The organism is Nocardioides sp. Bht2 (genome assembly GCF_047308515.1).
GTDB lineage: Bacteria > Actinomycetota > Actinomycetes > Propionibacteriales > Nocardioidaceae > Nocardioides.
The window spans coordinates 52273-78952 of record NZ_JBLBWI010000015.1 but is presented as its reverse complement, the minus strand read 5'-3'; the positions used below and the strand labels follow the sequence as shown (position 1 = coordinate 78952).

Annotated in this window: 21 protein-coding genes; 11 read left to right on the top strand and 10 right to left on the bottom strand. The window is 68.7% G+C overall.

What is annotated here, in order from left to right:
* Positions 1-18: 18 nt before the first annotated feature.
* From ACLM5J_RS16780 to ACLM5J_RS16765, 4 genes are all read left to right on the top strand, one after another.
* Positions 19-2448: a BTAD domain-containing putative transcriptional regulator gene (locus tag ACLM5J_RS16780; protein WP_413657628.1), complete on the top strand. Its 2430-nt coding sequence runs from the start codon at positions 19-21 to the stop codon at positions 2446-2448.
* The gene (locus tag ACLM5J_RS16775; RefSeq protein ID WP_413657627.1) at positions 2432-3154 is read left to right on the top strand and encodes a hypothetical protein; all 723 of its coding nucleotides are present in this window, start codon (positions 2432-2434) and stop codon (positions 3152-3154) included. The genes ACLM5J_RS16780 and ACLM5J_RS16775 overlap by 17 nt, the downstream gene beginning before the upstream one ends.
* An 82-nt stretch (positions 3155-3236) precedes the next feature.
* Positions 3237-4748 (top strand): malate:quinone oxidoreductase, encoded by a 1512-nt coding sequence (locus ACLM5J_RS16770; protein WP_413657626.1) that lies wholly within the window; start codon positions 3237-3239, stop codon positions 4746-4748.
* Entirely contained in the window at positions 4726-6348 is a 1623-nt protein-coding gene (locus tag ACLM5J_RS16765) for a RecQ family ATP-dependent DNA helicase (protein WP_413657625.1), read from the top strand. Before ACLM5J_RS16770 ends, ACLM5J_RS16765 begins: the two co-directional genes overlap by 23 nt.
* Here ACLM5J_RS16765 and ACLM5J_RS16760 read toward each other — a convergent pair.
* Positions 6345-8858 carry a sortase domain-bontaining protein gene (locus ACLM5J_RS16760; RefSeq protein WP_413657624.1) on the bottom strand — a complete coding sequence of 838 codons (2514 nt, stop codon included), beginning with the start codon at positions 8856-8858 and terminating at the stop codon, positions 6345-6347. The two genes, ACLM5J_RS16765 and ACLM5J_RS16760, sit on opposite strands and share 4 nt — an antisense overlap.
* Before the next feature lie 426 nt (positions 8859-9284).
* On the opposite strand from ACLM5J_RS16760, the gene ACLM5J_RS16755 reads away from it, so the two are divergent.
* Entirely contained in the window at positions 9285-9488 is a 204-nt protein-coding gene (locus ACLM5J_RS16755; RefSeq protein WP_413657623.1) for a cold-shock protein, read from the top strand.
* A 138-nt stretch (positions 9489-9626) separates the two neighbouring features.
* Here ACLM5J_RS16755 and ACLM5J_RS16750 read toward each other — a convergent pair whose 3' ends face one another.
* The 5 genes from ACLM5J_RS16750 to ACLM5J_RS16730 all read right to left on the bottom strand — a co-directional run bounded on the left by ACLM5J_RS16750 (position 9627) and on the right by ACLM5J_RS16730 (position 17434).
* Positions 9627-11801, bottom strand: coding sequence for a glutamine synthetase III (locus ACLM5J_RS16750; protein WP_413657622.1), 2175 nt, complete (start codon positions 11799-11801; stop codon positions 9627-9629).
* Between the two features lie 124 nt (positions 11802-11925).
* The gene (locus ACLM5J_RS16745) at positions 11926-12606 is read right to left on the bottom strand and encodes a hypothetical protein (RefSeq protein WP_413657621.1); all 681 of its coding nucleotides are present in this window, start codon (positions 12604-12606) and stop codon (positions 11926-11928) included.
* A 12-nt stretch (positions 12607-12618) separates the two neighbouring features.
* Positions 12619-14946 carry a putative bifunctional diguanylate cyclase/phosphodiesterase gene (locus tag ACLM5J_RS16740; protein ID WP_413657620.1) on the bottom strand — a complete coding sequence of 776 codons (2328 nt, stop codon included), beginning with the start codon at positions 14944-14946 and terminating at the stop codon, positions 12619-12621.
* An 18-nt stretch (positions 14947-14964) separates the two neighbouring features.
* Complete coding sequence (locus ACLM5J_RS16735; protein ID WP_413657619.1) at positions 14965-16296, bottom strand: pyridoxal phosphate-dependent decarboxylase family protein; 1332 nt, start codon at positions 16294-16296, stop codon at positions 14965-14967.
* Between the two features lie 112 nt (positions 16297-16408).
* Positions 16409-17434: an alkaline phosphatase family protein gene (locus ACLM5J_RS16730; RefSeq protein ID WP_413657618.1), complete on the bottom strand. Its 1026-nt coding sequence runs from the start codon at positions 17432-17434 to the stop codon at positions 16409-16411.
* Positions 17435-17493: 59 nt separating this feature from the next.
* Here ACLM5J_RS16730 and ACLM5J_RS16725 point away from each other — a divergent pair, with 59 nt between their 5' ends.
* Complete coding sequence (locus ACLM5J_RS16725) at positions 17494-18189, top strand: class I SAM-dependent methyltransferase (RefSeq protein ID WP_413657617.1); 696 nt, start codon at positions 17494-17496, stop codon at positions 18187-18189.
* Positions 18190-18198: 9 nt separating this feature from the next.
* The gene (locus tag ACLM5J_RS16720) at positions 18199-19257 is read left to right on the top strand and encodes an NAD(P)-dependent alcohol dehydrogenase (RefSeq protein WP_413657616.1); all 1059 of its coding nucleotides are present in this window, start codon (positions 18199-18201) and stop codon (positions 19255-19257) included.
* Positions 19258-19324: 67 nt separating this feature from the next.
* Here the strand turns inward: ACLM5J_RS16720 and ACLM5J_RS16715 are convergent, their stop codons facing one another.
* Entirely contained in the window at positions 19325-20011 is a 687-nt protein-coding gene (locus tag ACLM5J_RS16715; RefSeq protein ID WP_413657615.1) for a DUF981 domain-containing protein, read from the bottom strand.
* A 146-nt stretch (positions 20012-20157) separates the two neighbouring features.
* Here ACLM5J_RS16715 and ACLM5J_RS16710 point away from each other — a divergent pair, with 146 nt between their 5' ends.
* On the top strand, positions 20158-20775 hold the full coding sequence (locus ACLM5J_RS16710) for a TetR/AcrR family transcriptional regulator (protein ID WP_413657614.1): 618 nt from the start codon (positions 20158-20160) through the stop codon (positions 20773-20775).
* 5 nt (positions 20776-20780) lie between these two features.
* Here ACLM5J_RS16710 and ACLM5J_RS16705 read toward each other — a convergent pair whose 3' ends face one another.
* Both ACLM5J_RS16705 and ACLM5J_RS16700 read right to left on the bottom strand, forming a co-directional pair.
* A complete protein-coding gene (locus tag ACLM5J_RS16705; protein WP_413657613.1) occupies positions 20781-21170 on the bottom strand; it encodes a hypothetical protein in 390 nt (129 codons plus the stop codon).
* The gene (locus ACLM5J_RS16700; protein WP_413657612.1) at positions 21170-22102 is read right to left on the bottom strand and encodes a mechanosensitive ion channel family protein; all 933 of its coding nucleotides are present in this window, start codon (positions 22100-22102) and stop codon (positions 21170-21172) included. Before ACLM5J_RS16700 ends, ACLM5J_RS16705 begins: the two co-directional genes overlap by 1 nt.
* Before the next feature lie 41 nt (positions 22103-22143).
* Between ACLM5J_RS16700 and ACLM5J_RS16695 the strand changes: the two genes are divergently transcribed.
* Entirely contained in the window at positions 22144-22572 is a 429-nt protein-coding gene (locus ACLM5J_RS16695; RefSeq protein ID WP_413657611.1) for a hypothetical protein, read from the top strand.
* A gap of 78 nt (positions 22573-22650) precedes the next feature.
* Positions 22651-24093: a hypothetical protein gene (locus tag ACLM5J_RS16690; RefSeq protein ID WP_413657610.1), complete on the top strand. Its 1443-nt coding sequence runs from the start codon at positions 22651-22653 to the stop codon at positions 24091-24093.
* Here ACLM5J_RS16690 and ACLM5J_RS16685 read toward each other — a convergent pair.
* Positions 24081-24998 carry a PfkB family carbohydrate kinase gene (locus tag ACLM5J_RS16685; RefSeq protein WP_413657609.1) on the bottom strand — a complete coding sequence of 306 codons (918 nt, stop codon included), beginning with the start codon at positions 24996-24998 and terminating at the stop codon, positions 24081-24083. The two genes, ACLM5J_RS16690 and ACLM5J_RS16685, sit on opposite strands and share 13 nt — an antisense overlap.
* An 80-nt stretch (positions 24999-25078) precedes the next feature.
* On the opposite strand from ACLM5J_RS16685, the gene ACLM5J_RS16680 reads away from it, so the two are divergent.
* On the top strand, positions 25079-26644 hold the full coding sequence (locus tag ACLM5J_RS16680) for a peptide chain release factor 3 (protein ID WP_413657608.1): 1566 nt from the start codon (positions 25079-25081) through the stop codon (positions 26642-26644).
* The last annotated feature ends 36 nt before the right edge of the window (positions 26645-26680 follow it).

The following is a 26680-nucleotide window of genomic DNA, read 5'->3' as shown; positions in this document are numbered from 1 at the left end:
GTCCGGCAGTATCTGCCCATGCGGATCGCTGTTTTGGGTGCGATCGACGTCCTCGGTGGGCAGACCGCAGCGCCCACCGGGGCGATCGCTCACCGGGTGTTGGCGGTGCTCGTCGCCGACGCCAATCGCCCCATCCACCCGGACCGCCTCAGCGACCTGGTCTGGCCCGGCCGCGAGCAAGGCGGGGCGAACAGCCTCCAAGCCCACATCTCGCGGTGGCGGAAGGTGCTGGGCGCACACCGGATCACTTTCTCTCCGGCCGGTTACACCCTCGTTGCCGGGCCCCACGAGCTCGATGTCCTGGAGTTCGAGGACCGGGCACGAAGTGCCGTTTCGGCCCGTACCGCTGGCGATCTCGAGGCGGCCATCGCCACCTGCGATGCGGCGCTGGCGCTCTGGCACGGCGATGCGTTCGGGACCCTGACCGACGACGACTGTGTCCGTGCCCGGAAGGCCGAGCTGGAGACGACCCGGACCGCCGTTCACCAAGCCCGGTTGGAGTTGTGGGGCATCACCGGGGCCTACCACCAGATGGTCGGCGAGGCGGTGCGCCTGATCGCGACCGACCCGTGGAACGAACCGGTGCACCGAGCCCTCGCCCGCGCCCACTACGGTCTCGGCGATCAGGTGACCGCGCTCCAGGTGCTCGGCGACCTCGAGACCGGCCTCCGGACCGAACTCGGCCTCGACCTCGGGGCCTCGTCGCAGCTTCTGCGCGAGCAGATCCTGCGCCAGGAACCAGCGTTGGACCTGGCCGGCACGGTGGCTGATCCCCCGCCTGTGCGAGTGATCGCGCCGCTCGATCGGTTGGCCGAACGGGTCGACGAGTTTCCGGAGACCACCCGGTCGGTCCTGCACACCGCAGCACTCGCCGGACGCACGCTCGACACCGCTCTGCTGACCCGGGCGTTGGCACTCGACGGACCAACGATGGCCGAGGCCCTCGCTCCCGCGCTCCGAGCCGGCCTGGTGACCAGGACCGAGAACGGGATCGGCTTCGCCAGCGACGGACTCCATCGAGCGATCGCCGACCTGGTTCCACCGGGACAGGCTCTGACACTGCACCGCAGGCTCGGTGAAACCCTGCTCAGCAACGGTCCGGGCGCCCGAGAGGGAGCGGCCAACCATCTCGCGGCAGCAGCCGCCGTCGACAACGCGACCGCGATCAAGGCCGCCGCACTCGACCATGAACTCACCCTCACCGCACTCAGGTCAGCGGACTATCCGGCCGCCGTCCGCCATGCCGGCCGCGCGCTCCTGAGCGCCAGCCATCTGGCCCGCGACGACGACACACCCTGCGATCACCCACGACTGCAGTTCTCCCTGGCCGAAGGGCTGCAACGCACCGGCGACTTCCCCGGTGCGATGGCCGCCTACCTGGCAGCCACCCACTCGCCCGATGCACCCAACGACCTGGTGCAGCGCGCTGCCCTGGCCTACGAGGAGTGCTCGCTCCTCGGACGCAGGCACCGCACCGGCGCCCGCGATCCGTCGATCGTTCTCCTGGAGCGCGCCCTGGCCGGAGCAGATCCTGGCAGCCCCACCGAGGTCGACCTGCTGGCCGCCCTCGCCCAGGCGCTCTCCTTCGCTGGCCTGCCCGAGCGGGCAACCGGGCTGGCCGAGGCAGCAGTCGCGGCGGCCCGCGACAGCGCCGACCCCGAACGGCTGGCCCGGGTCCTGTTGCGCGCCTGCACTGTCCACGATCCGGTGACCGGCGCAGCGCAGCGACTCGCGTTGGCGACTGAGGCCGTCGCCACCAGCCGGGCCGCGGAGGCCGACGAGTTGGAGGTCGAAGCGCTGTGCGCGTTGGTGCCCGAACTGATGCGAGCCGGTCGCCTCGACGAGGCCGAGCAGGTGATCGCCCGTGTCGCGCGCCTGGTCGACGTGCAGGACAACGTGCTGCATCGCAGCAAAGTGCCAATGTGGCGGGCCGCGCTCGCGCTCGCCGCGCATCGATTCGACGAGGCCGAGATCCTGATCGAGGATTTCCGAGCCGCCGGGCTCCGCGACGCCTACCAGGACACCGACCGGATCCATGGGTTCCAGTCGATCCTGCTCGCCCTCGGCCAGCGTCGTCCCGCCCAGGCGGTCGCGGTGCTGAAGCAGGTCGAGGACGACGCCGCCTTCGAGCCGTGGCAGGCCGCTACCCTGCTGGTCGCCGACGCAGTCGACGACCCTGCCTGGGTGCAGCGACTGCTGGTGCCCTGGTCGGCGCGGAGGTTCGGACTCTCGGCCCCCTTCCTCGGCGTTCAGGTCTTCTGCGCCTGTCTGATCGCCGACGTCGTCGCCACCCACGGCGACGACGTCGCCCGCGCCCGACTGGCCGACCTGGTCCGTCGCGGTGTCGGCCAACACCAGGTGCTCGGCGCCGGCGCGGCGATCCTGGGCGACGCCGCCCTGTCTCTCGACCGGCTCGTGGAAGGAGTTCGTGATGGCGCATCTCGCTGAGACCGAGACGGTGGCGGCCGCGCTGGCGACAGCGGCGGCAGGCTACCGGCGGTTCGCCGACCGTGCGGCAACAGCGCCCCGAGGCCTGGCGACCCGACTCGGCGGCTGGAACGTGGGTGCCCTGATCGACCACGTGTGCTGGGGATCCGCGATGGAGGCCGCCGCTCTCTGCGCGGCGGCGGGTCGCCACGCCCCGACCGACAGCAGGTCACTCGAGGACGCCGTCGCCGCCTTCACCGATGCCGCACGGATCCCCATCGCCGCCTCCTCGGCGGTCACCTTGCCGACCGGCACCGTGCCCGCCGCCTTCGCCGCGCAACTCTTCGCCTTCGAGGCCGCACTCCACGACCTGGACCTCGCCGAGGCCCTCGGCGCGACCGGCACCGCACTCTCCGCTGACGAGCTACTCGCCTGCCAGGTAGTCCTCGGCCCGATGCTCGACCTACTGGGCGGCGCCTCCCCGCACCATGCCCCGCCCGGCGAGGTCACGATCGACCTGATCGGGCTCGGCGACGGTCTCCGGCTAGCGGCATCCGGCGGGATCTGGCACCGCTCGGTCCCGACCGGCAGAGCCACCACAACGGTCACCGGCTCCCCCGACGAGATCGTGCTCTTCGCCTGTGGCCGGCTCAGCGCGGACGACGTCGAGGTGAGTGGCGAACGCCAGCACGCGGAGAGGTTCAAGACCTACTTCCCCGGCCCCTGACGCGAGCAGAACCACTCAAAACCTGGAACTTGAGAAATGTCACATCGGAAACAGCCTCCCCGATTTGGATTGCACCACCGAAGTGCGAGAGACAGTAGGGGTGGAAATAGACGTTGAGGTACACCCACAGGTTCAGGACACGGAGACCGACGTACTCCTGATCGGTGGTGGCATTATGAGCGCCACCCTTGCCGCCTTCATCGCCGAACTCGAGCCGACCTGGAGCATCCGGGTGCTGGAGCGTCTCGACGAAGCCGCGCGTGAGAGCTCCGGCCCGTGGAACAACGCAGGCACCGGCCACGCGGCACTCTGCGAGCTGAACTACTCGCCGCAGCGCGAAGACGGCTCCGTCGACGTCTCGAAGGCGATCGACGTCAACGAGCAGTTCCAGATCTCTCGTCAGCTCTGGTCGTTCCTGGTCGAGGCCGGCCACATCCCGGAGCCTGGTGCCTTCATCCAGGCCACCCCGCACATGAGCTTCGTGTGGGGCGCGGAGAACGTCGCCTACCTCAAGGAGCGCTACCGCCTCCTCGCCGACCACCCGCTCTTCGAGGGCATGCAGTACTCCGAGGACCCCGCGCAGATCGCCGAGTGGGCGCCGCTGCTGGTCGCTGGTCGCACGGGCGACGAGCCGATCGCCGCGACCTTCTCCGACCTCGGAACCGACGTCGACTTCGGCTCCTTGACCAAGCTGCTGCTGGCCTCGGTCACCGCCCGCGGTGCCCAGATCGACTACAACGCCGAGGTCAAGAGCGTCCACCGCACGATGGACAGCGTCTGGCACGTGAGCGGTAAGCAGAACGGCGTCCGCTTCCACCACCGGGCCCGCTTCGTCTTCGTCGGTGCCGGCGGCCAGGCCCTGACCCTGCTGCAGAAGTCCCGGATCCCCGAGATCAAGGGCTTCGGCGGCTTCCCGGTCAGCGGCGAGTTCCTGCGCACCTCGAACCCCGACGTCGTGGCCCGCCACGACGCGAAGGTCTACGGCAAGGCTGCCGTGGGTGCGCCGCCGATGTCGGTACCGCACCTCGACACCCGCGTCGTCAATGGCGAGACCAGCCTGATGTTCGGCCCCTACGCCGGTTTCAGCCCGCGGTTCCTCAAGCACGGTTCGCTGCTCGACCTCTTCAAGTCGCTGCGCGCCCACAACCTGGTTCCGATGGTGAAGGCCGGTCTGGCGAACATCGGTCTGACCATCTACCTGATCACCCAACTGCTGGCGCGCAAGAAGACGAAGTTCGCCGAGCTGCAGGAGTTCTTCGGCGACGCCGACCCGGCCGATTGGGAGAAGATCACCGCGGGGCAGCGGGTCCAGGTGATCCGCCCCGAGGGTGTCCTCCAGTTCGGCACCGAGGTGATCACCCACGGTGACGGCTCCATCGCCGGTCTCCTCGGCGCCTCGCCGGGCGCCTCCACCGCGGCCCCGATCATGCTCGAGCTCCTGGAGCGTTGCTTCCCGCAGCGCTGGGAGGAGTGGCAGCCCCGGCTGACCGAGATGGTCCCCAGCCACGGCGAGCCGCTCTCCAGCGATCCTGCCCTGGCGCGCGAGATCCGTGAGCGGACCTCGAAGGTTCTTGAGCTCTACACCGCCAACTGACTCCGCGACCGAGCCCGGACGCGCCCGCCGACTTCTGCGGGACGCGTTCGGGCATTCGGTTTTCCGGGGCCACCAGGCTGCGATCGTCGACACCGTGGTGGCGGGCAACGACGCCTTGGTGTTGATGCCGACCGGTGGCGGGAAGTCCCTCTGCTACCAGCTTCCGGCCCTGCTCCGCCCCGGCACCGGAGTGGTGATCTCACCGCTGATCGCGCTGATGCATGAGCAGGTCGCCACGTTGCGCTCGCGCGGCATCCGCGCCGCCTACCTGAACTCGACACTCACGCCGGAGCAGAACGCTCAGGTCATCGACGCCTATGCAGCCGGGGAGCTGGATCTCCTCTACCTCTCCCCCGAGCGGCTAGCGGCGCCGAGCACTCTGACGCTGCTGGGCCGAGCCCCGATCAGCGTGATCGCGATCGACGAGGCGCACTGTGTCGCCTCGTGGGGCCACGACTTCCGCCCGGACTACCTGACGATCTCCCGGCTCACCGAGCGGTTCCCCGAGGTACCCCGGATCGCCTTGACGGCGACGGCGACCGAGGCGACCGCCGCTGAGATCGTCGACCGCCTCGAGCTCCGTCTGGGCGAGCATGGCGAAGGCCGGTTCGTGGACTCGTTCGACCGTCCGAACATCGACTACCGGATCGTGGTGAAGAGCGACCCGCAGCAGCAGTTGCTCGAGTTCATCACGACCGAGCATGCCGGTGAATCCGGGATCGTCTACTGCCTCACCCGCCGTTCGGTGACCGAGACCGCGAAGTTCCTCACCGCCAACGGTGTGACGGCACTCGCCTACCACGCCGGGATGTCGCCCGAGGTCCGTGCCAGGACTCAGCAGCGGTTCATGAGCGAGGACGGCGTGGTGGTGGTCGCCACGATCGCCTTCGGGATGGGGATCGACAAGCCCGACGTACGCTTCGTCGCCCACCTGGACCTGCCCAAATCCATCGAGGGCTACTACCAGGAGACCGGCCGCGCGGGCCGCGACGGCGCTGAGGCCACCGCCTGGCTCGCCTACGGTCTCTCCGACGTCGCCCAGCTCCGGCGGTTCATCGCCCGCTCGCCGGGAGGCGTGGTCCAGCGTCGGGTCCAGAGCGCCAACCTCGACGCCATGCTTGCGCTCTGCGAGACGGTGAACTGCCGCCGCGGACAACTCCTCAGCTACTTCGGCCAGCCTGCCGCTTCCCGGTGTTCCCGGTGCGACACCTGCACCACACCGCCCACCGCCGAGGACGCCACGCACGCTGCGCAGCAGCTCCTTGAGTTGGTGAGCCGACTCCACCTCCGGCGCCAGGCGCTCAGCGCCGACCAGCTGATCGAGCTTCTGCGGGGAGACGACTCAGCGATCGACGCCGACCGCACTCACGCAGACTGGCAGCTCGTGGTCCGCCAGCTCATCGCCCAGCGCTACCTGGACTGCGATGTGCGTGGTCGCCAGACCCTGCACCTGACGGCCACCTCGGCGGTCGTCCTTGAGGGTGCCCACCTGATCGAGGTGCGCCGCGAGCGCCCGGTCGCGGCGCCGACAGCCCCGCGAGTTCGTCGCAGCAAGCGTCGGACGAAGCGGCGCCCGCGGCGCCGGTCGGCCACCGGCTAGCGCCGCACCGCTCGGATCGACCGCAGGCGCGCGGTCACGGTCAGGTTGTGGGTGTAGTGGTAGAACCCCGATGGGTAGCGCACCTTGCGGGCGCAGGTGATCAGGTTCAGGGTGCGCGGTCCACGCAACCGCCAGACCCGGCGCGGCAGATCGTCCGTCCTCGCCGTGTAGCTCTTGCGCACGACGGTGAAGGTGGCCCGCTTGGCTGCGGACCGCCAGACGATCCGGTCACCGACTTCGATCTCTCGCAACCGGGACAGCGCACCGGGTGCACCATCCGTTGCGCCGACGTGCCCGGCGATGAGACTGGCGCCTTGGGTAGCTCCCAGCGGTGCACTTCCCCGCCACCAGCCGACCACCGCGGCATCGCGCGGAAGGGCCACCCCGCCCCGGCTACTACCGACCGCTCGGACCCGGACATCCGTAGCCCCGATCGCCGGCATCGACAGCCCCGCGCCAGTGCGCGCGTCGGCAGCCAGTCGCCGCAGCCACCCCTCCGGGCCGCTCGGCACGGTCGGCCGTCCGGGCTTACGGACCAGTGTCGTCTGGGAGACCTTCCCCGGTCGATGCCAGGCACCCTCGGTCGTCGCTGAGGCGGCGATCCGCTCGCTGTAGGTGTAGCACTGTGCCGCGGTGGTCCTCTTCGACAACCTGGTCCGGTACCTGCCATCGCCCGGCACGGTGAACGACCCCCGGTCGAAGACCCGTGCCTTCCCGGCACGCAGGGCAGCGACCCAGTTCAGGTTCGCGCAGGAGCCGCGGCGCGGAGAAGGCGCTGTCACCAACTGCCAGTGCACGCGGACCCGCTCGCCAGGCCACAACCCGGCGATCCAGACCGTGTCCCTCAGACGTGCGCCGCGGACCGCAACCTGGGCCGAGGTCTGGGTCCGCACCGTCGGCCGGGACCGCTGAACGACGGTGCTCTGGGTGACCAACCCCGGCGGGTGCACGACGCCGGCCACCACCGGGGTAGCAACCAGACGTTCTCCGAACGAGTAACACCCCGTCGCCCGCACTGCAGCCGTCGGCCCGGTGGTGACGACACCGTTGCCGGATACCTCCAGCGACCCGCTGTCATGGAGCAGAGCCCCCTGCCACACCAGGCCGGCACAGGTACCGCGGGTGTTGGGTCGCAGGGGACCGTAGAGGCCCCAGACGACCTGGACCCGCTCGCCAGCCAGCAGCCCGGCCACGACGATGCTGTCGGAGAGCCGCGATCCGATGCCGGCCCGCTGCGCCGAGACCCGGGTACGCAGCGTGGGCTGGTTCCGCTCCACCCGCGTGGTCTCCGCGACGACCCCACAGGGGTGCGTCGCCGGCCGGGTCAGCGCGGTCCCGGAGAGGGAGGCCACCCAGACATAGAGGCCACCGATCCGTTGACTCGTCTCCCCCAACGGGTAGCTTCCGTCCCCGGCGATGGTCCGACTCCGGGTCGCCACCAACTGTGCGGCCTGGCAATCCGTGGCCGAGGGCTGGACCGGGTACGGACCGTAGAGCCTGGCGGTGAGCGTCGCTGTCGTGCCGGACGGCAGTCCCCGCACGGTCACGACGTCATGGAACGGAGCCCCGGCCGGCACCACCGTGCTCGAGGTGGAGGTGATCAGGGTCGGTTGCGTCGGCGTCACCTCACCCCGGACGCCGCTGACGGTGTCGCGGGCCCCGCTCCGCTCCGCGATCCAGCCACGTTGGATTCTTCGATCACGCGGTACGAAGAGGAGTCCGTCACCGGACGGCCCGGAGATCGAGCCGGTCACCGTCAGTCGGCCGACCCGGGTAGCCCGGACCAGCAACCGCGCTCGCCCGTCACGGGTCGTCGTCGCGGACCTGGGGACGGCTGCGGCACCGGTGCTCCACAACCGGACCGGCACCCGCGGAACCCGGTGCCCTGCGGCCGACAGCACCGTCGCCGTCACCTGCCGCCGTTGCCCGGGTTCCATGCCGTTCAGGCTCCCGTTGATCCGCAGGCTCCAGGGCCCGCGCAACTGGGAGGCCTCACGCCAGATGGCCCGGGCCCGCGCCAGGACGGGCCCGGGCAGGCCTCCGCGGAGGTCCGCCACCTTCTCCCCCACCGTCAACCCAGCCGGCATCTGTCCGCCGGTATCGCTCATCACCTGCCGCACGATCAGCCCGATCGCCGCCGCTGTCGTCGCGTTCGCGCCAGTGCCCCACCTGTCGATGAGGTAGTTGAGTGCGGCGACCTCGCGGCGTCCGATCGATTTGCCGTACTGGTTCTTGAGTCCGCGGGTGGAGCGGCGAGGCGCCTTCGCTGGGAGCCGCGAGTCCTTGTTCTTGTCGATACAGAAGAAGACCTTGCCTGAAGCGGAGGTGAAGTTGCCCAGCCAGGTCACCCGCCCGTCGGGGAACCGGAAGCAGACCCCGGTACGCAGGTGAGGGTTGCTCCCCCGGCAGGCCGACGTGGCCACCTTCCCGGCGGCAGAGGCCGCGGGCACCGAGGCGGTGACGGTCAAGACGGTGGCGAGCAGCGTGATCGTGAGAAGCGCCCCGATCATTGATCGGAACGTTCGACTTCTGGGCATGATGGTGGTCCTCACTGCCTGCGCCAGCACGCAGAGCATCGACGTCAGGGCATGACCGATCAGCGAGCCGGACGCCTGAACCCGACTCGCGCGGGATCATCGGGGCCGGACAGAACACGGCATCGACGACGCGACCAGTCTGCGCCGAGGTGAGCGGGCCACGAGGGTTATCCACAGCCCAAATCTCACGGCTGCCACCACCCGGCTTCGCCACGCTTCAGAACTGCGGTACTGTGGGAAATGTTGAAGGGTTGGCTCTCGAGTCATCCTGGCCGCGCGAAGTAGTCGCGGCTCGTATCTTGTACTCCTGGTTTTCGGTTCGCTGGACATCAGCACGAATGGATGTCTTCAGCAAAACGGCGGACACAGTGTCCGCCGCAAAGAACAAAGGAAACTGTTATGGCAACGGGTACCGTCAAGTGGTTCAACGCTGAAAAGGGCTTCGGCTTCATCGCCCAGGACGGCGGCGGCGAGGACGTGTTCGTCCACTACTCCGCGATCCAGACCAACGGCTACAAGTCGCTCGACGAGAACCAGAAGGTCGAGTTCGACCTCGCCCAGGGCCCCAAGGGTCCCCAGGCTGAGAACGTCCGCGGCATCTGATTCAGCTGACGCGAACGGCCCCGACTGCTTCGGCAGTCGGGGCCGTTTCTCGTTGTACGGCTTGGTTGTTCGTTGTTCGGCTCAGCTTCGAGCCGGAGGCTGACCCGCTACCCCGAAGGGCAGCGGGTCAGCGCGCCGTCACTTGATGAAGAGCATCTCGCGGTACTTGGGCAGCGGCCACAGGGCGTCGTCCACCTCGACCTCGAGCGTGTCCGCGTGGACCCTGGCCTGCTCCATCAGGGACCGGATGGTGGTCGCGAAGTGCTTCATGTGGGCCGCGGTGTCAGCGAAGTCGTGGCGCTCCAGCTCGGTGCTGAGCTCGGCCACCGTCTCCAGGAGACGGTTCGCGTTCTCGGCGATCACCTTGACCGGCCCGGTGTCGAAGGAGGCGCCGACCGCCTCGACCGCAGCGAAGGTGTTCGCGAGGTCAGCGGCGTACTTCAGCGCGGCCGGGTAGATCACAGTCTTCGCCATGTCGGCGACCAGCTTCGCCTCGACCGTGATCGAGTTGATGTACTGCTCGGCGTACACCTCGTAGCGGGCGTTGAGCTCAACGGCGGAGAGCACGCCGGTCTTCTCGAAGAGCTCGATGACCTCAGGCTCCTCGAAGACCGGGAGAGCGTCAGCCGTGGTCGGCAGGTTGCGCAGACCCCGCTCGGAGACCGCGGCCTCGTGCCACTCGGCCGAGTAGCCGTCACCACCGAAGATCGCGTCGCCGTGCAGCTCCATGAGCTCCTTGAGCACCGCGGCGACGGCGGCAGCCTGGGTCTTTCCGGAGCCGAGCTCGACCTCAAGCTTCTCAGCGACCCAGTTCAGGGAATCGGCGAGCATCGTGTTCATCGCTACGAGCGGCCCCGAGATCGACTGCGAGGAGCCCACCGCGCGGAACTCGAACCGGTTGCCGGTGAAGGCGAACGGCGAGGTGCGGTTGCGGTCACCCGGGTCGCGCTTGAAGTTCAGGATCTGCGAGAGACCGAGGTCCATCACGCCGCCGTCGCTGGAGGCGGAGATCTTGCCGGCCTTGATGTCCTCGAAGACGGCCTCGAGCTGGTCACCGAGGTAGACCGAGAGGATCGCCGGCGGCGCCTCGTTGGCACCGAGACGGTGGTCGTTGGAGGCGGTCGCGATGACGGCGCGGAGCAGCGGACCGAACTTGTGCACGCCGCGGATCACAGCACCGCAGAAGAGCAGGAAGTTGAGGTTGTGCTCGGGCGAAGTACCCGGATCGAGCAGGTTGCCCTGGGTGGAGTTCGCCACCGACCAGTTGACGTGCTTGCCGGAACCGTTGACGCCGGCGAACGGCTTCTCGTGCAGCAGGCAGAGGAAGCCGTGCTCGGCCGCGGTCGCCTTCATCACGGTCATCAGCAGCTGCTGGTGGTCGGCGGCGACGTTGCAGTTCTCGTGGTACGGAGCGATCTCGAACTGGCCCGGGGCCACCTCGTTGTGGTGGGTCTTGGCGGGGATTCCGAGCCGGTAGAGCTTGTCCTCGAAGGCCTGCATGAAGACCTGGACCCGCTCGGGGATGGCACCGAAGTAGTGGTCGTCGAACTCCTGACCCTTGGCCGGTGCCGCACCGAAGAGAGTCCGGCCGGCGAGCAGCAGGTCGGGGCGGGCCGCGGCGAAGTGCGCGTCGACGAGGAAGTACTCCTGCTCGGGACCACAGCTCGCGTTGAGCGGCGCGATGTCGGTCTCGCCCATCAGGGTGAGCACGCGGCGGGCCGCGGCGTCCATGGCGGCGTTCGAGCGGAGCAGCGGGATCTTCTTGTCGAGGGCCTCACCGGTCCAGGACATGAAGACCGACGGGATCATCAGCGTCGCGCCGTTGGCGGTCTGCATGATGTAGGCCGGGCTGGTCGGATCCCAGGCGGTGTAGCCACGAGCGGCGTTGGTCATCCGCAGGCTGCCGTTCGGGAAGGACGAGCCGTCCGGCTCACCCTTGATCAGCAGGCTGCCGGTGAACTCGGTGATCGCCTGGCCGTCGGTGTTGGTGATGATGAAACCGTCGTGCTTCTCGGCCGTGATGTTGGTGAGCGGGTAGAACACGTGCGAGAAGAACTTGGCGCCCTTGCCCATGGCCCAGGCCTTCATCGCTGCAGCAACGATGTCCGCGGTGGCCTTGTCCAACGGCTCGCCGGTCTGGACGGTCTTCTTGACGGCCTTGAAGGCGTTCTTGGAGAGCGCCTCCTCCATCTTGGCCAGGTTGAAGACGTCGCATGCCCAGGTCTCGCTCAGCGGGCGGATCTCCGCAGTCTCCACACCGGAGCGGTTGAGAACCTCGGTGATCGCAACGTGGCGGACTTCGTTCGCAGTCATGTTCTAGCTCACAATCTTCGGCAATCGTTGACCCCGACGCTACTAGGCTCCTGTTTCAGCGAACCGACACAATGTTTCAGGAATGTTTCGGTTCTCTGTGACCGGCGTTACTTCGCGGCCCGGCTCACGCCGTCGGCAGCGCGAAGGTCCAGTCGCTCGGGAGGACGATGCCGTCCAGACCGATCCCCTGGTAGATCAGGCGGTAGGCGTCAGGGCTCTCCTGGCGCTGCTGCTCGAACATCCGCGGAAGGTTGGTCCACAGCGGCGTACTGTTGGCGGAGCCCAGGTACTCCCCTGCCGCGGTTCCCGGCAGGGCTCGGGTCTGCATGCCCAGGCTGGTCAGCAGGGTGCGGGCGTGGCGGTCCATGATCATCACGATCCACTCGGCTCCGTTCGCAAGCGCCGAGGCCACGATCCCGTGGTAGAGCGCTGCCGCGCAGAGTCCGCCACGACCGGCGCCGGGACGTACCGCGATCGTCGCGATGTCCCAGGTCCGGGTGACATCGACACCGGCTGCGCGTGCCGAGCGCTGGCCGTCGACCTGCCACGGCTCACGGCTGACGTCGTTGAGCGTCTTCAGCCCGGCCGGACCCGGGGTGATGAACCGGGCCGCCCCGACCGCCTCACCGTCCTCGCGCAGGATCGCCATGAAACCGGTCGCACTCTCATACGGTCCGTACTCGACCTCGAACTCCTCCGGCGTGTTGCCGTAGGTCTCCAAGAACACGTCGGCCTCGCAACGCTTGGCGGCCGCGAGCTCGTCGCCGGTCGGGTTGAAGACGAAACGCAAGGGTGCTGCACTCATGCTGGATACCTCTCAGGTACTGGGGGAATCGGAGACCCGGGCCTCGGCGGGCACACGTGGCGTGGGCGGGGTGCGGTCGGCGTCACGCAGCCACTGTTGGATCTGGGTCGGGGGCATCGGCCGGGTCAGGTGATAGCCCTGCACCATGTCGATGCCCAGCTCCAGCAGACACTCCAGGGTGGCCGCGTTCTCGACCCCTTCCGCGACGATGCGCATGTCGAGGGCGTGGGCGAGTTGGATGGTCGAGGCGACGATCATCCGGCTGCGCGCGTCGGCGGCGACGTCGGTGATCAGGGAACGGTCGATCTTCAGCTCCTGGAGCGGCAGGTTCTGAAGGTAGGTGAGTGAGGAGAATCCCGTGCCGTAGTCGTCGATGGAGATCTGCACCCCCTTGCGGCGCAGGTCGAGCAGGACCTCACTGGTCCGTTGCGGATCGGCGAGGAACGAGTCCTCGGTGATCTCCAGGACGAGCCGGTCATCGGGAATCTCCCACTGCGCGATCGCGGCATACAGCTGCCCCAGGAACGTCGGCCCGAGCAGTTCGGGAGGCGCGCAGTTGATCGCCAACCGCAGGTCGATGCCCTCCTTGAGCCAGTGGTGCAGGTCGCGTGCGGCCTGGTGGGCGACGGCTTCCGAGAGCGGGCTCATCAAACCTGCGCGGCGGGCGGCGGGCAGGAACGACACCGGACTGATCAGGCCCTGCACGGGGTGTCGCCACCGGACCAGCGCTTCGAGTCCGGCGACCTTGAGCTCGGCGTTGTACTGCGGTTGGTACCAGACCTCGATCTGGCCGTCCGCGATGCCCTTGCGCAGTTCTTCGGCCAACTGCAATCGCGACCGCGAGAACTCGTCCAAGGCGGCGTCATAGAGCGCTGCGCCGAGCCCGGAGTTCTTCGCCTGGTACATCGCGACGTCGGCTCGACGCAGCACCTCGCTGCCATCGGTCTCATCGGACAGCGCCACGGTGACCCCGATGGACCCCGCCAGGCTGATCTCGATCTCTTCGACGAGGATCGGAGTCGCCAGCTCCTCGAGTACGCCGTGCGCGGCCTCCATCAGCTCGATCTCGTCGGTGGTGTCGGCGAAGAGCGCGAACTCGTCGCCGCCCAATCGCGCGATCCGGACGCGACCGTCGACGGCGGAACGCAACCGAACCGCGACCAGTCGCAGGACCGTGTCACCCGCGCGGTGCCCGAGCGAGTCGTTGACCTCTTTGAAACCATCCAGGTCGAGCAGCATCAACGCCATCGGCTGCCGCTTCTCCAGGCCCTCCGTGAGCCAGGTGCGCACGGCCCGTCGGTTCGGGAGCTTGGTGAGGTCGTCGGTCATCGAGAGTGCCAGCGCCTCGCTCGCCCGGTTGGCGTCGCGAAGCGCGAGGATCATCCGCGCCGCGACGCAGCCGAGGGTGATCACGGCCGGCGGCAAGGTGTAGAAGGCGAGCGTGTCGTCGGGCCGGACCGTCAGCTCGGCCAAGGCGAGCGCACCGGCGCCGACCAGGACCGCTGTGCCCGCCTCCTTCGGTACTGCTCGGATGACGGCTCGCTTCGGACGGCAGGCAGCCGCGACCATCAGGGCGAAGGCCCCACCCCACAAGGCGTTGCTCAGATTCCCGAAGTCATAGGTGCGCGCCGAGACCTGCAGCGCCAGCGCCGAGTCGGCAGAGGCCAACATCACGAAGGCCGCGCCGAGCATGAGCGACTTGCGGTGATCGCTGCGGCTGAGCAACAAGGACTGGCTGAGTACCGTCATCGCCAGCGCACTGTCCGCGAGCGGATAGATCAAGGCCAGCAGCAGCGAAGCTCCCTCCTGGTTGGAGGCGAGCCGGATCGGCGTGACCAGGAGGAGCGAGGCGAGACACGAGACAGCGCCACAGATCACGGCGACGTCGAGCCATCCCCGCGCCGGACGTTGGGATCGCAGGTCGACGTCGCCGAGCAAGTACCCGGCCATGCCCAGGTAGGAGATCAGGAAGAGCCACTCGCCCTGGGCCGGGAAGTGCGCGTTCGCCTCGAGCCGTGCCGCGTTGACCAGCATCGAACCCAGTGACCAGGTCGCGACCGCCGCGCTGAGCAACAGCAACGGCCCCCGGCGCGACGGTGAGAGGACTGCCGTGAGCACCAGCCGCAACACCAGCAGCGGGAAGAACGCTGCCAAGGAGGTGAGCAGGATGGCAGGGCTCTTCTCGAACTCCATCATCTGGGCGATCTGGTTCGCCGACAGCCCGACGATGAGCACAGCCCAGGACAGCCAAGCCACGAAGGTCTGGACGCGCCGCATCCAGGCGGCCGTCCGGACCGGGACAGCACGTCGGGCGAAACCGCCGAAGTTGGATGTCAGCACGCCGAAGCTCGCTCAATGTCAGGACTCATGACTCTCCAGGTACCCGAGAACGCTGTCGATATCCGAAGTCGTGGTCAGCGGATTGATGAAACACATGCGGAACACGGTCTGCTCGCCCACCATCGTCGGAGTGACCAGGGCCTGGCCCTGCAGCCTCATCGCCGTGGACCAGGCCGCGCACTGTTCCGCTGTCCACCCGACGCGGCGGAACAGGACTACGGAGAGGTGCGGCTCGGCAGCGATCTCCAGATGATCGCTCGCCTCGATCTGCTTGACGGCGTAGCTCGCCAAGGAGAGGCAGCTCTCCACCGCATCGGCGTACGCGGCCGTGCCGTTGGCGATCAGCGATGCCCAGATCGGGACGCCGCGCGCGCGTCTGCTCAGGTGGGCCGCATAGTCGGCTGGATTGTCCCCGTCGGCCTCGTTCACCACGTCCAGATAGGCGGCGCGCTGGCGATGTGCGGCCAAGGCCAACTGGGGATTGAGGTACAGCACCGCGGCGCAGTCGAACGGCGTGAACAGCCACTTGTGCGGATCGATGGTGATCGAGTCGGCACGCTCGATCCCACGGAACTGGTCACGATGCGATGCGGAGAGCATGGCGGCACCGCCGTACGCAGCATCGACATGCAGCCACACGCCCCGATCCGTACAGAGGTCCGCGATCTCGTCGAGGCGATCGACCGCTCCCGAGTTGGTCGCTCCTGCCGTCGCCACGACGGCAACCACGTCGCGGCGGTCCAGAGTTCCGAGAACGGCTTCGAGGTCAGCCCGGTCGAGCGGGTGGTCCGAAGAGCCTGCCCAGACGACCTCGCACCCCATGATCGCGGCGGCCGAACGGACCGACGAGTGCGCAGAGGCGCCGGCGACGATCAGATGCGGAGGCCGTCCATCGGTCGCGACCCGTCCGTGCCGCGCGGCCACCAACGCGCTGAGGTTGGCGAGTGAGCCACCGCTGACGAAGGTGCCGTGTGCACCATCCGGATAGCCCACGACGTCACACAGCCAACGCATCGCGGCCCGCTCGACGGCGACCACCGCGCCCGCCTCAAGCTCGCTGCCTCCGTAGACAGCGGCCGCGGAAAGAGCAGCATCGGCAATCGTCGCCGCCGCGGTCGGTGCGCCTCCGACGAACGCCAGGTAGCGCGGGTGGTCGGTCGGGAAACCCGACGGCAGGATCCGATCCCGGAGCAGGGCCCAGGTCGCCTCGATGCCGAGACCGTCGGCGCCGACGGCCGGCAACTGCTCGGGATCACACGGAGTCACGGCCATCGGCTCAAGCCGGCGTCGCACCATCCAGTCAGCGAGGTCGGCGAGAACCTGGCGATCCTGCGTGGCGAAGTCGTGCACGGCAGCCCATCAGCTCGTAGCGGAACGTCCTATCGGGTCGCCAAGCACCCGCCACGATTTCCATCCCCCGTGCCAGCGTGACTGCTCGGCACTCCCGCGGTCAGTCTAGGCCCTATCCGCGCGGTAGGCCGAACGCTGCCGCGAGGTCCGGGGCGGTGGCACCCTCCCCCAGCGGCGCAACGCCGATCACGTCAGCGATGAACCGGGTCAACGAATAGTGGTTGAGCGGGGTATCGACGACCTTGGCCGAGAGCGCCGGCGTGAGCACTGACGTCAGCACGGTGTTGTCGGCTGAGCGGTCATCCTCGTCGGCGGTGACCACGACGACCAACCGCCCCTGCATGAAGTCCTTGCTGGCAAGGACCGGTGCCAACTGTTCCTTGAGCCAGGCATCCGCGGTGGCCAATGAACCGTCATGCGCGTCGTGCGCGAGATTCGGGATCAGGAAGGAGACGTTGGGCAGCTGGTTGTTGGCCGCGTCGGAAGCGAACGCGTCCACCCCGACGTCGTGGGCAAGGCAGTCGGAGCGGCCACTGTCGAAGTAGGTCCAGGGGTTGTGCCGCACCGCGTAGAGCGGCTTCCCGTCGGCCCGGTCCGGAAAGTCGTAGGGGTGGCAGTGCTCCGGGATCGACTCGGCGTAGGTACCGGCGGTCTTGCCGGCGTCGATCGCCTGGTCGAAGACCGAGACCGCATCCCCGACGTCGCCGGCATGCGCGGCCGGCGACCTGTCGTCGGTCACCCCGAACATCGAGCCACCGGCGATCGCCAGGTAGTTCGGCAGGCTGGGATGGGCCAGCCCCTGCCAGTGCGTCGCATACCCGTAGCGAGCCGAAAGACCTGCCAGGTAAGGCATCCCGGACTGCATCTGGCCCAGCGTGTGGTTCTCCTCGATCACCACCAGGACCTTGCTCGGGGCTTTCGTGCCGCTCGGGGCACCCGGTGCTGTCGTGGCGCTCACGGGCGGCTGGGAGCTCGGAGTGGCCGTCTGCGGTCGGTCCCCGTACATCGGGTTCGAGGAGCCGCTACAGGCGACGAGCGCGAACAGGCCGAGGACGGCGCAAGCCCCCATCCCCGCGCGGAGCGCGGTCGGGCGGGGCCGAACGAGCGGCCCACTTCGTCGACGTGGAGTCGAGCTCACCTGTCCAGGGTAACCACCCGGCAGAATGTCTCCAACCGTCCAGCAAGTGGGAGAAGAAGATGACGCATCCCGAAGACCACTCCATCGACAAGGCGTACTGGGATGACCACTGGCAGCCCGAAGAGGACGGCGATGGCGCGCCGCCGCCGGTACATCCCTATCTGGCCGAGGAGCTCAACGAGCTCAACACCGGCACGGCACTGGACGCCGGCTGCGGCGCCGGCGCCGAGGCGATCTGGTTGGCGCAGCACGGCTGGCAGGTGACCGGCGCAGACATCGCCGAGCAGGCGTTGCAGCGCGCTGCGGTGGCGGCAGATGCAGCCGGGGTGGCGGACCGGATCAGCTGGGTCCACGTAGACCTCGAACAGTGGGAGCCGACGACCACGTTCGACCTGGTGACCACTCACTACGCCCATCCGACCATCGGCCAGTTGGAGTTCTACGACCGGATCGCCGACTGGGTCGCTCCTGGCGGCACGTTGCTGATCGTCGGTCACCTGCACCACCACGATCACGGCACTGCCGACCAGCACGCAGACGGGCACGGACACGGGCACGGGCACGGCGAACAGGCGGAGTCCGAGGAGTGGGCGCCGCCGGAGTCCGCCACGGTGACCCCCGCCCAGATCACCGCGCGGTTCGACCCCGCCGCGTGGGAGCTGCACAGCGCCCGCGAAGCCCACCGCACGGTCCCCCGCCCGGACGGCGAGCGTCGCCTCGACGACGTCATCGTCCGACTCAGCCGACGTGCCTAGACTGCTTTCATGCCCACTCAGACCCCTGCCCTGGTTGCCGAATCCGCTGGCGCTGCCTTCACCACGCGCCTGATCGAACGTCGCGATCTCCGTGACGACGACGTCGCCATCGAGATCGCCTACGCGGGGATCTGCCACAGCGACATCCACCAGGTCCGCGAAGAGTGGGGCAAGGCGAGCTTCCCGATGGTGCCCGGTCATGAGATCGCGGGCGTGGTGACGGCGGTGGGTGCCGGCGTCACCGCGGTCCAGGTCGGCGACCGGGTCGGCGTCGGCTGCATGGTCGACAGCTGCGGCGAGTGCGAGTTCTGCAAGGACGGTTTCGAGCAGCACTGCACCCGCGGCGCGGTGATGACCTACAACGGCATCGGCTACGACGGTGACCCGACACTCGGCGGCTACTCCCGCTCCGTCGTCGTCTCCGAGCGGTTCGCCTGCCCGATCCCGGACGGGATCGGGCTGGACGAGGCCGCTCCCCTGCTCTGCGCCGGGATCACCACCTACTCGCCGCTGCGCCGTTGGGGCGTCGGCCCCGGCAGTCGGGTCGCCGTCGTCGGGATGGGCGGGTTGGGCCACATGGGCGTCAAGCTCGCCGTCGCGATGGGCGCTCAGGTCAGCGTGCTTTCGCGCAGCGACGCCAAGGCTGCGGACTCGTTGGCGCTGGGCGCTGTGGAGCACGTCGCCACCAGCGATCTCGCCACGATGAAGGCCCGTCGCAACTACTTCGACCTGGTGCTGAACACTGTCAGCGCCGACCTGGACATCGAGCTCTATCTCGGTCTGGTCAAGCCGCGTGGGGTGGTGGCCAACGTCGGTCTGCCGACCGACCCGTACCGGGTGCGGCCGGGCCGGTTGATCGGGACCAGCAAGGTGCTGGCCGGCTCCAACATCGGCGGAATCCCTGAGACCCGGGAGATGCTCGCCTTCTGCGCCGAGCACAAGATCGGTGCGCAGGTCGAGACGATCACCGCCGACGAGGTCACCGAGGCCTACGACAAGGTGGTCGCCGGCAAGGTCCGATACCGCTACGTGATCGACGTGTCCACGATCAACGCAGCGCAGGGCTGAGCACCTCCCCACCAACGCCGAAGGCCGCCCCGAGTTCGGGGCGGCCTTCGGCGTTGGTGGCACGAGATCACATGGTGTTGACGATCAGACCGATGTGGGTGAAGAAGTTCATCACGCCGAAGAGCGCGAAGACCACACCGGTGATGGCCCAGGCCCAGCCGACCACCTGGGTGGCCAGGGAGCGCAGCGACTCGCCACGCAGCACCGAACGGACGGCGAACGGGAAGGCGATCGCGCCGACACCGACCAGGCCGAGGAGGCCGGACATGAAGATCGCTTCGACCACCGGCCACTCAGCGAACTCACCCGAGATCGGCTCCTCCGGCGGGGCGGCGAAGAGCTGGTACTTGACACCGGCGACGGCGATCGCGACCAGCGCACCACCGAGGAATCCGACGAAGGTACTGATCGGGCGCGCGGTCTTGGCCAGGCGAGGAAGTACGTCAGCGCCGACCAGGGCCGAGGTGCCACGCTTCCACAGGTAGAGCGATGCGGCCAGCAGCAGCACACCGAAGCCGAGGCTGGTCTCACCGAAGACGATGTTGTCGAACGGGAACCCGCCAGCCGCCAGCGGCCAGGTGAGGGTCATGTGCAGGCCGGTGCTGGCGAGGATCGCGCCGAGCACGCCGAAGTTGAGTGCCCATCCCTCGGCGCTCGCCTCCTCACCGTTGCGCGCGACGTCCCGGACGAAGAGGACCAGGCTCAGCAGGCCCACGCCTGCTGCCACGGCCATGATGGTGTTGTACGTGGGCATCGATGCCCAGTCGATCTTCAGAGCCTGTGCGGTTAGCACGTCATCGCTTCCTCAGGTAGGGCAGCTCTCGGGCTGCGGTTGGCAAGGTCGTACATCCAGGTAACTGATACGCGCGTCTAGGTATTCCAGCCACCTAGGATGGGCTTGTGACCACCAGCAGCTCGCCGCGTCCCCGTGGGCGTCCGACCCAACAGCGGCGGTCCGCGGAGAAGCAGCAAGCGATGCGCGCGGCGGCCGCCCAACTACTCATCGACCGTGGCCCCGACGCCGTCACCCACCGCCAGGTGGCTGCCGCGGCCGGCCTACCGCAGGGCTCGGCCTCCTACTACTTCCCCAATGCCGAGGGTCTCTTCCTCGCTGCCGTCGAGGAGGCGGAGAAGGTCCGCGTCGCGGGGGCACACGCCTATGCCGACGCGCTACGCCGCCGCACCCGAAGCCCAGCGACGACCGCCCGCCTGCTGATCGAGGCGCTCTACGCTCCTCACCTGGAGCCGGACGTGGTCCCCCTCCGACTCGCCCCGATGTTGGAGGCCACCCGGACCCCGAGCACCGCGGCCGCGATGGCAGACGCCTGGCCACACCTGCTCGCTGCGCTCCGCAAGGTGCTCGACGCCAGCGGATACAGCGCCATCGCCGACGACGACATCGTCCAACTCCGACTCCTGGCCGACGCCGCGCTGCTCTATGCCACCACCGCCGGCAGCGACGATGCCATCGACTACGCCGTCGAACGGCTGGCGCGACTGATCACCCAGCTCAGCTGACGACGTCAGGGAGTGACCTCCTCCTGCGGAGCCGGCGGCTCGCTGGACTCGGAGGTCGGTCCGTCGCTCGGCTCGGGAGGGGTGTCGGTCGGCGTCGCGGACGGTGCTGGCGGCTCCGGGGAGGGCGGAGGCGTCGTCGGCGAGCCACCGGGCGACTCCGGGCTCTGGTTCGGTTCCTGCTCGGTCGGCGTCGCGCTCGGGCGCTGGGTCGGCGTCGGCTTGTCGCTCGGCGCGGACGGCGACTCGTCAGGCTGGGTGGGCTGGTTCTGTTGGGTCGGCTGCCGGGTCGGCTCGAGCGGATCGGGGCGGACGAAGATATAGAGCACCAGTGTCGCGACGAAGATTCCGGCCAGGATCAGCGTCGACCAGCGAGGGCGCTTGAACTCGAATGCCATCACTCATCGCCTCCGGTGGTCCCGGCGACCTCGGCCTGGACGTTGATGCCCTCGGCACGGAGCGCCCTGGTGATCTGCACCCGCAGCGCCCGACTCACTTCGAACTGGCGTCCCGGCAGCGTCCGGGCCACCACCCGCACCGTGAACTGGTCCATCTCGATGGACTCGACGCCCATCACCGACGGCGCATCCAGTAGGAGTTCGTGCAGGGCCGGGTCTTCATAGGCCTTAGCACCCGCCTCGCGGAGTAGCTTGCTGACCAGGTTGACGTCGAAGACGATCGGGACCGGGACGTCGATCACGGCTCGTGCCCAGTCCCGCGAGAGGTTGGTGACCTGGACGATCTGTCCGTTGGGGGTGATCACGACCTCGCCGGTCGGGGTGCGCAGCGAGGTGATCCGGAGGCTGACCGCCTCGACGGTCCCCAGCACCGGCGTTCCGACGCCGACCACGGAGATCTTGACCAGGTCGCCGAAGCCGTACTGGCGCTCGGCGAGCACGAAGAACCCGGCCAGGAGGTCCTGCAGGATGCGCTGGGCACCGAAGCCGACCGCGACACCGGCGACGGTCGCCGCCGGCACGATCGCCCCCAAGGAGACACCGAGGTTCTGCAGCACCGCGACGGTGGTCACCGTGTAGATCAACACCACGATCGCCCAGGTGATCACCTGCGCGATGGCCCTGCGGTGCTTGGACTCCTCCGACCGGACCCGGCTCCGCCCGGGAGCCGCTTCCGCCCGCTCGGCGCGTGCCGAGAACTGTTCGGCGCTCCACCGCACGAAGCGGGCCAACAGCATGGAGCCGGTGACCAGCAGCACGATCTGCAGAGCGTCTCCGCGCAGCCAATAGGCGAAGTCCGACAGCGGCTGGGTCGCCAGCGGGATCACACCGGCAACCGTCTCGGGCACACGGAGAGCGGATGGGAGAAGCATGCTCCCATCATGACCGGTGACAGGATGGGCAGGTGGCGAAGATGCGTAAGCAGTCAGGTGGTGGGGCGCCGAAGCGCGGAAAGAACGCGATGGGCGGCAATCCGATGCTGCTCCAGGTCGGTCCCGATTTCTACGACGAAGCCGCCCTCGCTGAGGCACTGACCGGCGATGGCGACCCGGTCGACGTGGCCGCGGTACGCGACCTGCGCGCAGCCGGGAGACTCGTCGCCCTCTCGACGGCCGACGAGCAGTGGATCCATCCGACCTGGCAGGTCCGCGACGGGCAGATCATTCCAGGGCTGGACGTCGTCCTGGCCGCCTTCGCCGGGGCGCCGGCCTGGTCGGTGGCGCTCTGGCTGACCACCGCCCACGACGATCTGGACGGCGCCACCCCGGTCGAGGCGTTGGTCGCCGGGTCGGGTGCGGTCACGGAGCTGGCTGCGGCGACCGCGCACCGTTGGGCCAACTGAACACGCCGCACGGAGGTTCGGCCCGCCCGCGGACCCACTTACAGAATCAATGTCGGAGGGTGGTCCTAGCCTGCCGTCATGACCTACTCGTTGCGTGATCTGGACGCTGCCGCGGCGCTTGCCGCCGCCGGCGAACTCGTCGCACAACGACGTCTGATCGAGGTCGACGAGCTCGAGCTGCTCGCTCATTGGGCGGCGCTCCACGGGGAGTCCGCCGGCGCCGAGCGGCGAGTGCCGATGGTCCAGCTCGGCGGCGAAGGCACGCCGGTCGTCCAGGACCATGCGCTCGGCGAGATCGCTCTGGCCCGGGGCACCCACGTCGTCGCTACCAGCAACGCGCTCGCCGATGTACTCGACCTGCAGCACCGTCTTCCACGGATCTGGGCGGTCGCGGTCACCGGGATCGTGGACATCTGGATCGTCCGCAAGGTGGCGCGGATGTCGCGTCAGCTTCCGCTGGCCCGCGTGCACGTCGTCGACACCGCGATCGCCCGGATGCTCGGGCGTGAAGGCGGCGGCCGCATCCTCGATGTCGCCGAGGCGAAGATCATCGAAGCCGATATCGACGCTCACAACGCCCGCGTCGAAGCCGAGCGGATGCGCCGCTACGTCAGCTTCGGACGCACCAACGAACACAGCCTGCGCACCCTGATCGCGCAGATCGACGCCGGCGACGCCGCGTGGATCGATGCGACCATCACCCGGGTCGTCGAGATCCTGCGGGGCCAGGACGACACCGAGCGCCCGATCGACGAGTGGCGAGCCACCGCGTTGGGCTACCTCGCCCGCCCTGCGGAGCTCCTCGCACTCCTCTCCGAGAGCCACGCAGACCAGGGAAACGATGTCGAGCCGGGAGGCGATGCGGAGCAGCAAGGCTGCGGCTGCCACCTCAACCGCGCGATCGCCTTCCCACGCGAACTGCTGAGCCATCTCCGCCAGATCGACTGGACCAAGCTCCGCCCCAGGGCCACTCTCTACCTCCATCTCCATGAAGCCGCCCTCCCCGGCCCCGGCGGGGCGGTCCCGGGTGTGGTGCGGATCCAACCGGCCGGCAACCACGGTCTGCGGGCCCACACGCTCGACCAACTACACGGCTTTCTCCGCGGCACCCAGGTCACACTCAAACCGGTGATCGACCTGAATCAGCGGGTGCGGACCACCGCCTATGAGCACCCGGAGTCGCTCAAGGAGCGCGTCTACCTGCTCACCGGCGGCGACTATTGGCCGTACGCCACCTCCACCAACCGCAACGTCGACTACGACCACGTCGTGCCGTACCAGGCGACTGGCCCACCCGGCCAGACCGGCACCCACAACTCCGGCCCGCTCGGCCGGCGTCATCACCGGTGGAAGACCCACGCCGGGTACCGCGCGAGCCAGGTCGGCGACGGCAGCTACCTCTGGACCACGCCGCACGGCCTCACCTTCGTCGTCGACCACGACGGAACCCGACAGGTCGAAGCACGCACGGCGACCCGGATCGAGCTCTTCGCGAGCCCGGAGGTGCGTTACTGCGCGTGAAGCTCCGCAGCGTGCGGCGGGTCCGCACCCGGCCTCGAGACGGTGACGGCGGCGGCACGCGCCGCATAGTTCAGCGCATCGGACCACTGGTCCGCGGCCAGTTCGGCGAGCAGGTCCGCGCCCGGCTCTCCGACCAGCGGCCACAGTCGGTCCAGCAACGCCGCCGCGAAGGTGTCTCCAGCGCCGATCGTGTCCGCGACCTCGACGGGTACGCACCGCACCCCACCGCTCGCCATGCCATCACGCCGCCGAGCGTGCCAACTGGCACCGGCAGCGCCCCGCGTCACGACCACCGCCTGGGCGCCGAACGCGAGAAGTTGCCCGGCACCCTCGGACGGCGTCAGTGCCGGCCAGAGCACCGCAAGATCCTCATCCGAGGCCTTCACCAGGTGTGCCTGGCTCGCCATCCGCTGCACCGCTGCCATCAGGTGCGGGCCGGTGCCCGTCACCGCCGGTCGCAGGTTGACGTCGTAGCTGACCATGCAGTTGTCCCGAAGCCGCTCGACCAACGCCACCACCTGATCGGCACCCGGCGCGAGCAGCGGCGCGAAAGAGGTGATGTGCAGGATGCGGGGGCGCTCGAGGCCCAACGCCGGTAGTTGCCAGTCGACGGTGATCTCGTAGTGCGCAGCGCCCGACGAATCGATCGTCGCCTCCGCCCGCGCCGTCGCCGCGACGACGTGCGGGTCGCCGACAGGTTCCACGCCCGCCGCAGCGAGGTGGGCCGCGATCAGTCGACCGCCGTCGTCGTCAGCGAAACAGGTCGCCAGGCGAACCGTGCGCCCCAACCGCGCGAGGGCGACCGCCGTATTGACGGCCGAACCACCCGGATGACTGAGCGTCTCCACGCCGACGCCGTGCACGACGTCGAGGACCGACTCCCCCACCACCAGCGCGTACTCCACGCTCACACTGTGCCAGCCCGTCAGCGTTCCGGTCGGCTCCGACTGGGTCAGCCGGGGTGTCGCCCGGTAGATTCAGCACAGTGTCTGACCCACGCCCACGCCGCACCTTCGCCGTCATCAGCCACCCTGACGCCGGTAAGTCCACGCTGACCGAAGCCCTCGCCCTGCACGCCCGCGCGATCAACGAAGCCGGCGCCGTCCACGGGAAGGGCGACCGCAAGGCGACGGTCTCGGACTGGATGGCGATGGAGAAGGCCCGCGGTATCTCGATCACCTCGGCCGCGCTGCAGTTCGAGTACCGCGACCACGTCGTCAACCTGGTCGACACCCCCGGTCACAGCGACTTCTCCGAGGACACCTACCGGGTGCTCTCCGCCGTCGATTCCGCCGTGATGCTGGTCGACGCCGGTAAGGGCCTGGAACCGCAGACCTTGAAGCTGTTCCGGGTCTGCGCGCTGCGTGGCATCCCGGTGATCACGGTGATCAACAAGTGGGACCGCCCCGGGCTCTCCCCGCTGGAGCTGATGGACAAGATCGAGCAGCAGATCAAGATCCGCCCCACCCCGTTGACCTGGCCCGTCGGCGAGGCCGGCGACTTCCGCGGTGTGCTGGACCGTCGCACCGGCGAATTCATCAAGTACACCCGCACCGCCGGTGGCGCGACCCGTGCTCCGGAGCGCCGGATGCGGGCCGACGAGGTCGAGGAGAACGACCTCCAGGTGTGGGCCAACGCCATCGAGGAGCACGAACTGCTCGAACTCGATGACGCAGACCACGATCAGGAGCGCTTCCTCGCCGGCGAGACGACGCCGGTGATGTTTGCCTCCGCACTGCAGAACTTCGGCGTGGCGCAGCTCCTCGACCGTCTGCTGGAGCTCGCCCCCGCGCCCGGCCCGACCGAGGGCGTCGACGGCACCGTCCGTCAGCCCGAGGGCGAGTTCAGTGCCTTCGTCTTCAAGGTCCAGTCCGGGATGAACAACGCCCACCGCGACCGTCTCGCCTATGCCCGGATCGTCTCCGGCGAGTTCGAGCGGGGCATGGTCGTCACCCATGCCGGGACCGGCCGTCCGTTCGCGACGAAGTTCGCCCAGACCGTCTTCGGCCGGGAGACGACGTCGGTCGAGCACGCCTACCCCGGCGACATCATCGGCCTGGTCAACGCCAACGCCCTGCGCGTCGGCGACACCATCCACACCGGCGCGAGCATCGCCTATCCCCCGGTGCCGAGCTTCGCTCCCGAGCACTTCATGGCTGCCTCCGCGGGCGACATCGGCCGGTACAAGCAGTTCCGCAAGGGCATCGAGCAGCTCGACCAGGAGGGTGTCGTCCAGGTGCTTCGCTCCGATCTGCGCGGCGACCAGAGCCCGGTCCTGGCCGCGGTCGGCCCGCTCCAGTTCGAGGTCGTCGAGGACCGGATGCTCAACGAGTTCAACTCGCCGATCCGCTTCTCCCGCCTCGACTACCAGGTGGCCCGCCGCACCGACGCCGCAGGCGCCACCGCCCTCTCCGGCAAGCGCGGGGTAGAGGTCCTCCAGCGCAGCGACGGCACCCACATGGCACTCTTCGTCGACCAGTGGCGCGCCCAGGTCACCGCCCGCGACAACCCGGAGATCATGCTGGAGGCACTGCCTGCAGGCGGAGCCTGAGGCAGCGACCGGAACCGCCTGCTGGCGGAGCCTGAG

Excerpts from the sequence above, each read along its gene's own strand:
- ACLM5J_RS16755 (WP_413657623.1), top strand. The coding sequence starts at position 9,285 with ATGGCAACGGGTACCGTCAAGTGGTTCAACGCTGAAAAGGGCTTCGGC.
- ACLM5J_RS16700 (WP_413657612.1), bottom strand. The coding sequence starts at position 22,102 with ATGCTTCTCCCATCCGCTCTCCGTGTGCCCGAGACGGTTGCCGGTGTG.
- ACLM5J_RS16750 (WP_413657622.1), bottom strand. The coding sequence starts at position 11,801 with ATGACTGCGAACGAAGTCCGCCACGTTGCGATCACCGAGGTTCTCAAC.
- ACLM5J_RS16775 (WP_413657627.1), top strand. The coding sequence starts at position 2,432 with ATGGCGCATCTCGCTGAGACCGAGACGGTGGCGGCCGCGCTGGCGACA.
- ACLM5J_RS16715 (WP_413657615.1), bottom strand. The coding sequence starts at position 20,011 with ATGCCCACGTACAACACCATCATGGCCGTGGCAGCAGGCGTGGGCCTG.
- ACLM5J_RS16690 (WP_413657610.1), top strand. The coding sequence starts at position 22,651 with ATGACCTACTCGTTGCGTGATCTGGACGCTGCCGCGGCGCTTGCCGCC.
- ACLM5J_RS16780 (WP_413657628.1), top strand. The coding sequence starts at position 19 with ATGCGGATCGCTGTTTTGGGTGCGATCGACGTCCTCGGTGGGCAGACC.
- ACLM5J_RS16725 (WP_413657617.1), top strand. The coding sequence starts at position 17,494 with ATGACGCATCCCGAAGACCACTCCATCGACAAGGCGTACTGGGATGAC.
- ACLM5J_RS16705 (WP_413657613.1), bottom strand. The coding sequence starts at position 21,170 with ATGGCATTCGAGTTCAAGCGCCCTCGCTGGTCGACGCTGATCCTGGCC.
- ACLM5J_RS16760 (WP_413657624.1), bottom strand. The coding sequence starts at position 8,858 with ATGATCGGGGCGCTTCTCACGATCACGCTGCTCGCCACCGTCTTGACC.
- ACLM5J_RS16745 (WP_413657621.1), bottom strand. The coding sequence starts at position 12,606 with ATGAGTGCAGCACCCTTGCGTTTCGTCTTCAACCCGACCGGCGACGAG.
- ACLM5J_RS16695 (WP_413657611.1), top strand. The coding sequence starts at position 22,144 with ATGCGTAAGCAGTCAGGTGGTGGGGCGCCGAAGCGCGGAAAGAACGCG.
- ACLM5J_RS16720 (WP_413657616.1), top strand. The coding sequence starts at position 18,199 with ATGCCCACTCAGACCCCTGCCCTGGTTGCCGAATCCGCTGGCGCTGCC.